The 9482-nt window shown below is 58.7% G+C and carries 9 protein-coding genes; 6 read left to right on the forward strand and 3 right to left on the reverse strand.

Annotated elements, in window-relative coordinates:
* Positions 1-87 precede the first annotated feature (87 nt).
* Together FH08_RS0131335 and FH08_RS0131340 are read left to right on the forward strand one after the other, a co-directional pair.
* Positions 88-675 (forward strand): TetR/AcrR family transcriptional regulator, encoded by a 588-nt coding sequence (locus tag FH08_RS0131335; RefSeq protein WP_051888678.1) that lies wholly within the window; start codon positions 88-90, stop codon positions 673-675.
* Complete coding sequence (locus tag FH08_RS0131340; RefSeq protein WP_031362145.1) at positions 672-1226, forward strand: DUF1415 domain-containing protein; 555 nt, start codon at positions 672-674, stop codon at positions 1224-1226. The genes FH08_RS0131335 and FH08_RS0131340 overlap by 4 nt, the downstream gene beginning before the upstream one ends.
* Here the strand turns inward: FH08_RS0131340 and FH08_RS0131345 are convergent.
* Positions 1216-2112, reverse strand: a complete 897-nt coding sequence (locus FH08_RS0131345) for a class I SAM-dependent methyltransferase (protein ID WP_081889633.1) — start codon at positions 2110-2112, stop codon at positions 1216-1218. The genes FH08_RS0131340 and FH08_RS0131345 overlap by 11 nt on opposite strands.
* A gap of 450 nt (positions 2113-2562) precedes the next feature.
* Here FH08_RS0131345 and FH08_RS0131350 point away from each other — a divergent pair, with 450 nt between their 5' ends.
* On the forward strand, positions 2563-2883 hold the full coding sequence (locus FH08_RS0131350; protein WP_031362147.1) for a hypothetical protein: 321 nt from the start codon (positions 2563-2565) through the stop codon (positions 2881-2883).
* 64 nt (positions 2884-2947) lie between these two features.
* On the opposite strand, the gene FH08_RS0131355 is transcribed toward FH08_RS0131350, so the two are convergent.
* Positions 2948-3655 carry a FadR/GntR family transcriptional regulator gene (locus tag FH08_RS0131355; protein ID WP_152602963.1) on the reverse strand — a complete coding sequence of 236 codons (708 nt, stop codon included), beginning with the start codon at positions 3653-3655 and terminating at the stop codon, positions 2948-2950.
* 194 nt (positions 3656-3849) lie between these two features.
* Between FH08_RS0131355 and FH08_RS0131360 the strand changes: the two genes are divergently transcribed.
* The 3 genes from FH08_RS0131360 to FH08_RS0131370 are packed head-to-tail and all read left to right on the forward strand — an operon-like array spanning position 3850 to position 7561.
* Positions 3850-4872 carry a zinc-binding alcohol dehydrogenase family protein gene (locus FH08_RS0131360; RefSeq protein WP_031362149.1) on the forward strand — a complete coding sequence of 341 codons (1023 nt, stop codon included), beginning with the start codon at positions 3850-3852 and terminating at the stop codon, positions 4870-4872.
* A 16-nt stretch (positions 4873-4888) separates the two neighbouring features.
* Positions 4889-6007 carry a D-mannonate oxidoreductase gene (locus FH08_RS0131365; protein ID WP_031362150.1) on the forward strand — a complete coding sequence of 373 codons (1119 nt, stop codon included), beginning with the start codon at positions 4889-4891 and terminating at the stop codon, positions 6005-6007.
* Between the two features lie 12 nt (positions 6008-6019).
* The gene (locus FH08_RS0131370) at positions 6020-7561 is read left to right on the forward strand and encodes a UxaA family hydrolase (RefSeq protein WP_031362151.1); all 1542 of its coding nucleotides are present in this window, start codon (positions 6020-6022) and stop codon (positions 7559-7561) included.
* Between the two features lie 136 nt (positions 7562-7697).
* On the opposite strand, the gene FH08_RS0131375 is transcribed toward FH08_RS0131370, so the two are convergent.
* Positions 7698-9311, reverse strand: a complete 1614-nt coding sequence (locus FH08_RS0131375) for an NAD(P)/FAD-dependent oxidoreductase (RefSeq protein WP_031362152.1) — start codon at positions 9309-9311, stop codon at positions 7698-7700.
* Positions 9312-9482 lie beyond the last annotated feature (171 nt).

Here is a 9482-nt window from a genome sequence, read left to right on the forward strand (position 1 = left end):
AGAATCCCTTCGAAAGTTAAGGACATGACCGTGGTACGCATATCGAATGAAGACCCTGTCGCCGATAAAAAGCCCGCCCGCCGGCACATGGACGGCGCCACCGCGCAGGAGCAATTGCTCGACGCCGCAGAGCAGCTGTTTTATCGCGATGGGATTCGGGCGATCAGCGTGGACGCGGTCGTCGAACGCGCGGGCGTGAACAAGATGAGCGTGTACCGGCAGTTTTCGTCGAAGGACGATCTCGTGGTGGCGTATCTGACGCGCATGGACGAGCGCTTCCGGGAGCGGGTCGAACGCAGTATCGCGAAACATCCGGGTCAACCGGCCAAAGCGCTGGTGCAGAGCATGACTGACCTTGTCGAACGGGCATCGAATCCGGATTATCGCGGCTGTCCGTTCGTGAACGTGGCCTGCGAATTCGCGGATAGGGAACATCCGGCGAGGGTGTCCGTGGCGAACAACAAGCAGTATCTGATCAGCCGGTTGCTGGAGTTGTCGACCGCGGCGGGCGCCGCCGATCCTCAACTTCTCGCCGATTCCCTCGTGTTACTGGTCGAGGGCGTGTATGCCGCGAGTCAGACTTTCGGCCCGGGTTGCGGACCGATGCGCACAGCGCCCGCCACGGCCGCGATGCTGGTGAAAGCGGCGTGCGGTGATGACAGGATTGAACTGTGAACGAAGAGATTATCGATTCAACGCGGCACTGGCTCACGCGCGCCGTCATTGGCCTGAACCTGTGCCCGTTTGCCAAAGCCGTGTATGTGAAGGACCAGATCCGCTACGCAGTCAGCGAAGCGCGCACGTTTGAAGAGGTTCTGGCCGATATTGAAACCGAACTGAAGCATCTGGCCGATACCGATCCGGAACAAACCGACACCACGTTGTTGATCGTCCCTCACGCACTTGGCCGTTTCGCCGACTACAACGACGCCCTTCATTTCGCCGATTCCTTGCTGAAACAGTTGAAGCTGGAAGGTGAACTACAGATCGCGAGCTTTCATCCGAACTATCAATTCGATGACGCAGAACCCGACGACATCGAAAATTTCACGAACCGCGCGCCGTACCCGATCTTCCATTTGCTGCGCGAGGCGAGCATTGAACAGGCGGCCAGAGCGTTCCCCGACGCCGCCGATATCTACGAGCGCAACATGGCCACCCTACGCCGTCTCGGCCACGCCGGCTGGGTCGAACACATGAAACGTGACGCCGGGGTCAAGTCGTAAAGAACCGCTCGCGCATCTCTTCCAGACCGAGCGTTTCTAGCACATCGGACAAACGCTGCGCGGGTTTTCCGCGCGGCAAATCTTTGAACTGCGCGATGATCAACTCGTTTTTCATCGAGTGCTCCCAGCCGACGAGCTCCGTCACGCTGACCTGATACCCATGCGATTCCAGCTGCATGCAGCGCAGCACATTCGTGATCTGACTGCCGAATTCGCGCGTATGCAGCGGATGCCGCCACATTTCCGTCAGCACATTCTTCGATAGCGAATGGCTTTTGTTCTTGCGTAGAACCGACGCCACTTCGGCCTGACAACACGGCACCACCACGATGGTTTTCGCTTTCTTCTGCAAAGCGAAATGAATCGCGTCGTCAGTGGCGGTATTGCATGCATGCAGTGCCGTGACGACATCCACCGTCTCGGGCAAACGGTCTGACGTAGTCGATTCAGCCACCGACAGATTCAGGAACGACATGCCCTCGAATCCCAGCCGCGCTGCCAATTCCTCGGACTTTTCAACCAGCTCCGATCGTGTCTCAATACCAAAGATATGTGACCGATCGCGCAGAGCTTTGAAGTAGAGATCGTAGAGAATGAAGCCAAGGTAAGACTTGCCCGCTCCATGATCGACCAGCGTCACCGAACCCTCTTTTGCATGAATTTCCGCAAGCAAGGGTTCGATGAACTGAAACAGGTGATAGACCTGTTTCAACTTTCGACGGCTGTCTTGATTCATCTTGCCGTCGCGCGTCAAGATGTGCAGTTCCTTCAAAAGTTCGAGGGACTGGCCGGGACGGATGTCGTGCTTGGCCGAGGTTTCAGGCGTTTTATCGGACGAATCCGTTGATGCAATGGGCGCGTTCGGCGCCCGGGACTTCTTGGCCATCGTCTGGATACCGTAGTGATTCTGTAGGCGGGTCACGCGGAGTTTTTCGGCGAGAAGTGTGCGCTAACCGCTGGTTGTATCGATTGTAATTCGGCAAGTTTACCCAAAAGCGCATAGACGCTCCCGCATGACGCAGCATCGGGAACTGTCAGAGGTTTCGAGTCTCCTCAAGGCAGCACCGAGGAACCCGGGTTTCAGATGGATCATTTCGTGCATTGAGGACGGGAAAACCAACGGGATGGACGGATATTACGGCGGCAAGAAGCAGCGACTTTCATAGCAGGACGCCTTGGTAGCAAAGCCAAGCGCGACGAATGGATGGCCTCGGCAACGCTTGAGGCCGTGGCCGGTGAAACGCACCGCCGAACGTCGACGCAGGGTCTGTTACGAAACACCTAACGAACACGGCGCGTTCCCTTGGGGAACACGCGAAACAAAATGAGGACGGCGATGGACCCAATCCGAGACAGTAAAGCCGAACAGCAGTTTCAGGAAATGCTTGCAAAGCTCACGTCAATGCCTGAGTGGAGCGAAAAACAGCAACTTGAACTCGAAATGGCTCGAGAGATTTCCGGCGAAATGTTGCGGCTCGCAGAAGTCATGCGTGACGGCACCACCGACATGGAAACGTGCCTGACCATGCTCAAGTACGCGAAAGTGATGGATTTCGTGCTCACGACCCTCGCCTCGCGGCGCGAGATTGCGCCGCAGACACTGCGCGTAATCTTCAAGCTCGCCGGTCTGAAGGTGGATGAGGCTTATCCAGGTTGATGCTGCTTGCACGTTGTTCGAAAGACCAGTCCGGGATGATCGCGGACTGGCCTGAAGGTCCTTTTCAATGCTTGCGGCGCGTCATCAACCGCTCGTACGACGCCTTCAAATGGCGCTGCATTGAAGCCTGGGCCTGAATGGCATCGCGTGCTTCGAGCGCGTCCAGTATGTCCTTGTGCTCGCTTAACGCGGCCGCCCAGGTTTCCTCCCCTTCAAAATGCACGCGCAGTTTGGATGACAACGGGCTATGCCGTTCGTCGAAAAGACTCGTTACCGTGCGCACCAGCACATCGTTTCCTGACATCTGCGCCACGGCTAAATGAAACGCGCGGTCCGCCGCCAGCGGAATTTGCCCGTTCGCCACTTCCCGCGCCATGCTTTCGTAAATCTCGCGCAACGCCTTGAGCGCCTTCGGTTTGCTGAATGCAGCCACATTCGCCGCGATAGCACCCTCGATCACCATTCGCGCGGTCATGATTTCCAGCAGGCTGTCGCCGAATTCCGTTCCCGGTGGCAGACTCGAGCGCGATCCGGCAGCGGACGATGCACAGATATAGACGCCCGATCCCATCCGGATTTCAACGCGCCCTTCCAGCTCCAGCGCCACCAGCGCCTCTCTCACCGACGGCCGCGACACCCCCAGCATCAGCGCCAACTCACGCTCGGACGGCAGGCGAGCGTTCGGCGCGAAGCCTTGTTCTTCGATCAGCGCGCGCAGTTTATCGGCAATCTGAAGATAGAGACGACGCGTCTCCATGGGTTTGACAGCCACGAAGGCTCCTTATCTGGGCAGGTGGGCCGAATCGGCGGAAGGCTCGCCGAATGGCTTGCCGCAAGGCTGAATTCTAAACAACGATGCCGCCGTTGGTCAGGCCAAACCCCTAGCCGAGGCTAATTGGCTTGACCAATTACGTTTTAGGAAATTAATATGCATTCTGGTAAGGCCAAAAAATCACTCCTATCCCCATGAAAACTGTCATCTGCGAACAACCCGGCTCGCTCGTTCTGATTGATCGCCCGTCGCCCGAACCCGGTATTGACGACGTGTTGATTCGCATCAAGCGTGTCGGCGTGTGCGGTACCGATCTGCATATCTACACCGGGAAACAGCCGTTTCTATCGTATCCGCGGGTGATGGGGCATGAGTTGTCGGGGATCGTCGAATCGGCGCCGGCCGGCGCACGCGTGGCAAAGGGCGATCAGGTTTACGTAATGCCCTATCTTGCGTGTGGGAAATGTATCGCGTGCAGGGCCAAGAAGCCGAATTGCTGCATGAATATTCGCGTCCTGGGCGTGCATACCGACGGCGGCCTGGTCGAGCAACTCGCCGTGCCGCAGGCATTTGTGTTCAAAGCCGACGGCGTGACCCTCGATCAAGCCGCGATGATCGAATTCCTGGCTATCGGCGCGCACGCTGTAGCGCGAGCCGACGTGCAACCGAAGCAGCGTGCGCTGGTGGTCGGCGCCGGGCCGATCGGAATGGCGGCGTTGATCTTCGCCAAGCTGCGCGGCGCGGAAGTAACGGTGCTGGATGGCCGCGAGGACCGGTTGCGATTCTGCGAAACGCTGCTAAACGCAGACCACGTAGTGCATCTGGATACAACCGGCGCCGCGGCGGATGCAAAGCAGCTTGCGGAGCTCACCGGCAATGAGTTTTTCGATATCGTCTTCGACGCCACCGGCAACGTGAAAGCGATGGAACGCGGCCTGGAGTTCGTTGCACATGGCGGAAAATACGTGCTGATATCGATTGTTAGCGATCGGATCTCGTTCTCCGACCCCGAATTCCACAAACGCGAGACCACCCTGCTCGCGAGCCGCAACGCCACGCCGGACGACTTTGAAACCGTACTTTCCGCGATGCGCGCGGGTCTCATTCCCACGGCCGCGCTCAACACGCACACACTCAAGTTAAGCGATTTGCCGAGCGAATTTGCCAAGCTGCTCGACCCGTCCGCGGGCGTGATCAAGGCACTGGTCGAGTGCTGACTCGCTCATATAGACGATGAGCAATCCGATTCTCCAGTTCGGTACGAGCCGTTTTCTCCAGGCGCATGTCGATTTCTTCGTCGCTGAGGCTACGCGGCATGATCCGTCGAAGGCGCTGGGACGGATTACCGTCGTGCAGAGCACATCGAATGCGCAAAGCCGGGCGCGGATCGACGCATTGCGCGCCTCGAGCGTGTACCCCGTGCGGATTCGCGGCCGGCGAGGCGATGCGACCATTGATGTAACTGTTCAATGCGACGCGATCACTGAAGCCCTCAACGCCACCGATGACTGGCCAACGCTACGTGAGCGCGTGCGGCGAGACGTCAAGGTGATCGTGTCGAACACGGGTGACACCGGCTACGTTCGCTTCGAGGACGACATTGCTCGAAGCCTAGGGGAGAACTCCGTCCCTCGCGGTTTTCCCGCCAAGCTCGCAGCCTTGCTACACGACCGGTTTATCGCGGGCGCTGAGCCGATGACCTTGCTTCCTTGCGAACTGGTATCGCGTAACGGCGACACATTGCGCGATCTGGTTATCGGCATTGCCAAGGAGTGGCGAGCAGACGAGGCTTTCATCCAGTATCTGCAGCGCGACTGCATCTGGGTGAACTCGCTGGTCGACCGTATTGTCTCGGAACCGATTCATCCTGTTGGCGCCATTGCCGAGCCCTACGCGTTATGGGCAATCGAGCGCCAACCCGGGATGGTCCTGCCGTGCGAGCACAAGGACATCGTGCTCACCGACAACCTCGCCCACTACGAGCGCCTCAAGCTTTTGCTGCTCAACCTCGGCCATACGATGCTCGCCGAACTATGGCTCGCCGACCAGGCCGACGCCGACACCAACGTCCGCGACGCCATGCGCAATGAGCGGTGGCGTATAACATTGGAATCGACATGGCGCGACGAAGTGCTGCCCGTTTTCGATGCCCTCGGCGAGCACGACGCCGCGCACGCCTATCTCGTCGATGTCCGCGACCGCTTCGAGAATCCGTTTCTGGATCACCGGCTCTCCGACATCGCGCGTAACCATGCAGAGAAAAAACAACGGCGGTTCAAACCAGCTGTCGAGCTCGCGCGTGAGCTCGACTTGAATATTGAACAGCGACGGCTTGTCTCGGCGCTATCCTGAGGAATACTCGTTATGCCTATCGATCACACCGTTATCCGCCTTCATCCCAACGACGATGTCGTGATCGCGACGCGCCAGTTGATGTCGGGCGCGCGTATTACGTCTGAAGTCGAGCCGCTGTTGGTCAGCGGGTTGATCCCGCCGGGCCACAAGATCGCCACGCGCGACATCGCCAAAGGTGAACCCGTGCGGCGCTACAACCAGATTATCGGTGTGGCGCTGGATGCTATCTCGCGTGGCCAGCACGTTCATGTCCATAACCTCGGCATGGCGGATTTCGAGCGCGAACACGAATTCGGTGTCGATATCCGGGAAACCCATTTCGCCGATAAACCCGCTACGTTCATGGGAATTCGTCGAGACGACGGCCGAGTGGCCACGCGCAATTACATCGGTATCCTGACGAGTGTGAATTGCTCGGCAACGGTGGCGCGCGCCATCGCCGATCACTTTCGCCGCGATGTTCGCCCCGAAGCGCTCGCCGATTATCCGAACGTGGATGGCGTGATCGCATTGACGCATGGACTGGGCTGCGGCATAGATTCTCTCGGCGATGGCATCGCGATCCTGCGTCGCACCCTCGCGGGTTACGCCGTCCATCCGAACTTTCATTCGGTGCTGTTCATCGGCCTGGGCTGCGAGACGAATCAGATTTCCGGCATCCTCGGTTCGGCTGGCCTGAAAGATAACGGTACGAAACTGCGCAGCTTCACGATCCAGGACAGCGGCGGCACGCGCAAGACGATCGAACGCGGCATCGCGATGGTGAAAGAACTGCTCGTCGATGCCAACCGCGTCAAACGCGAACCCGTGCCGGCGTCGCACCTGGTGGTCGGATTGCAATGCGGGGGCTCGGACGGTTATTCGGGGATCTCGGCGAATCCGGCGCTGGGCGCGGCCGTCGACCGCCTCGTTCAGCACGGCGGCACAGCGATTCTCTCCGAGACGCCCGAGGTCTACGGTGCGGAACATTTGCTGACTCGACGCGCGGTGAGCCGGGAAGTCGGCGAAAAACTACTGACACGCATCAAGTGGTGGGAGGATTATTGCGCGCGAAACGGTGCGGCAATGGACAACAATCCATCGGCCGGAAACAAGGTCGGCGGCCTGACGACAATTCTCGAAAAGTCGCTGGGCGCGGTGGCGAAAGGTGGCACGACGAAACTAGTGGAAGTCTATGAATACGCTCAACCTATCGATGCGAAGGGGTTTGTGTTCATGGATTCGCCTGGGTACGACCCTGTCTCGGCAACAGGCCAGGTTGCGTCCGGTGCGAATTTGATCTGCTTCACGACCGGGCGCGGCTCGGCTTACGGCTGTGCGCCCTCGCCTTCGTTGAAGCTTGCCACGAACACCGCGCTGTGGGAGCGGCAGGAAGAAGACATCGATATCAACTGCGGCGGGGTTATCGATGGAACCGCGTCCATTGATCAGCTCGGAGAAGCCATTTTCCAGATGATGCTGGACTGCGCGTCCGGAGTGGCGTCGAAGAGCGAAGCGCACGGTTACGGGCAGAACGAGTTCGTGCCGTGGCAGGTGGGGGTGATTACTTGAGCGAAAGCGGCAGTTGATTGGCAGCGGCAGTCGTGTTTGGCAGCAGCGTCTCGGCTATTGATACCTTGCCTACCGACCGCGAGCGAAAAAGTGCCGCCGTTTTAGATAGCGTACCGCCCGTGGCCGACGAGACGCCTCAGGCCGCCATCATTTTCAACGCCAGCGCCTCGGCCACTTCTATCCCATCGATCGCGGCCGAATAAATGCCTCCGGCGTACCCCGCGCCTTCGCCTGCGGGATAAAGCCCGTCGACGTTCACGCTCTGATAATCGTCCTTCCGGCGAACCCGGATCGGCGACGACGTACGCGTCTCCACACCCGTCAGCACAGCATCATGCATCGCGAAACCGGGAATCTTCTTGTCGATCTGCGGCAATGCTTCGCGAATCGCCTCGACCACGTATTCAGGCAATGCGCTGGTAAGGTCGGTCATACGAACGCCGGGTTTGTACGACGGTTCGACTGTTCCAAGCGCGGTAGACGGGCGTCTCGCAATAAAGTCACCGACTAACTGGGCCGGCGCACAGTAATCACCTCCACCGAGTTCGAACGCCCGCTCTTCCCACTGCCTTTGAAACGCAATCCCTGCTAGTGGGCCGCCAGGGAAATCGTCCGGCGTAATTCCGACGACAATACCCGCGTTCGCATTGCGCTCGTTGCGCGAATATTGGCTCATCCCATTCGTGACGACGCGCCCCACTTCAGACGTCGCCGCAACCACCGTTCCGCCCGGGCACATGCAAAAGCTATAAACCGCGCGACCGTTGCTGCAGTGATGAACGACCTTGTAATCGGCTGCGCCTAACAGTTTATGTCCCGCGAATTTGCCGAACCGGCTCCGATCAATCAGCCCTTGAGGATGTTCGATTCGAAATCCGAGTGAAAACGGTTTTGCTTCCATGTAGACGCCGCGATCGTGCAGCATCTCGAACGTGTCTCGCGCGCTATGCCCCACCGACAGCACGACATGATCGCAGCGCAGCGTTTCGCCGTTGGAAAGCGTGAGACCACGCACCTTGCCGGCGTCAATCTCGATATCTTCGACACGCGATTCGAAGCGTACTTCGCCACCGAGTTGATGAATGGTCGCGCGCATTTTCTCGACCATGCCCACCAGTCGAAACGTACCGATATGCGGCCGGCTCAGATACAGGATGTCCTCGGGTGCACCGGCAAGCACGAACTCTTCGAGCACCTTGCGCCCGTAGTGCTTGGGATCCTTGATTTGGCTGTACAGCTTGCCGTCCGAAAACGTCCCGGCACCACCCTCGCCAAACTGCACGTTCGACTCTGGATTCAGCACGTTTTTCCGCCACAGGCCCCAGGTATCCTTGGTCCGTTCGCGAACAGCCTTGCCACGTTCCAGGATGATGGGACGAAATCCCATCTGCGCGAGGATCAAGCCGGCGAACAATCCGCACGGGCCCATGCCAATCACAACCGGCCTCGGCGATGTCATCGACACCGGCGCCTTCGCGACGAACTTGTACGCCATGTCCGGCGTTACAGTGCAATGCGGCTGGTCGTCCAGATAACGAAGCGCGGCGGCTTCGTCCTTCACATCGACATCAACGATATACGTGAGCTTGATGTCGGAGCGCTTGCGAGCATCATGCGCGCGACGGAATACCGTATAGCGGATCAGGCCATCGGCAGGGACATGAATAAGCGCGAGACGTGAGCGAATTGCCGACTCGAGTTCGCTTTCCGAATGCTCAAGCGGCAGCTTGATTTCGCTTAGACGTAGCATGAAGACCTGTTTTGTAAAAGCTGCGAAGACATTCGGCTAAAGCACTATTTTAGCGTGTTGACGAATACGTAAGCCGGAGTGTTGGGTGTTTGGCGCGAGTGTTCTGAAGGGCGGCGCCTGAAACGCAAAAACCCCACCTTTGCGGGGTGGGGTTTTGGCGAAGCTGCGGTG

Source organism: Caballeronia sordidicola (assembly GCF_000729995.1).
Lineage (GTDB): Bacteria > Pseudomonadota > Gammaproteobacteria > Burkholderiales > Burkholderiaceae > Caballeronia > Caballeronia sordidicola_A.

Coding starts and splice junctions, on each gene's coding strand:
- FH08_RS0131350 (WP_031362147.1), top strand. CDS start 2,563: ATGGACCCAATCCGAGACAGTAAAGCCGAACAGCAGTTTCAGGAAATG.
- FH08_RS0131335 (WP_051888678.1), top strand. CDS start 88: ATGGACGGCGCCACCGCGCAGGAGCAATTGCTCGACGCCGCAGAGCAG.
- FH08_RS0131345 (WP_081889633.1), bottom strand. CDS start 2,112: ATGGCCAAGAAGTCCCGGGCGCCGAACGCGCCCATTGCATCAACGGAT.
- FH08_RS0131365 (WP_031362150.1), top strand. CDS start 4,889: ATGAGCAATCCGATTCTCCAGTTCGGTACGAGCCGTTTTCTCCAGGCG.
- FH08_RS0131370 (WP_031362151.1), top strand. CDS start 6,020: ATGCCTATCGATCACACCGTTATCCGCCTTCATCCCAACGACGATGTC.
- FH08_RS0131360 (WP_031362149.1), top strand. CDS start 3,850: ATGAAAACTGTCATCTGCGAACAACCCGGCTCGCTCGTTCTGATTGAT.
- FH08_RS0131375 (WP_031362152.1), bottom strand. CDS start 9,311: ATGCTACGTCTAAGCGAAATCAAGCTGCCGCTTGAGCATTCGGAAAGC.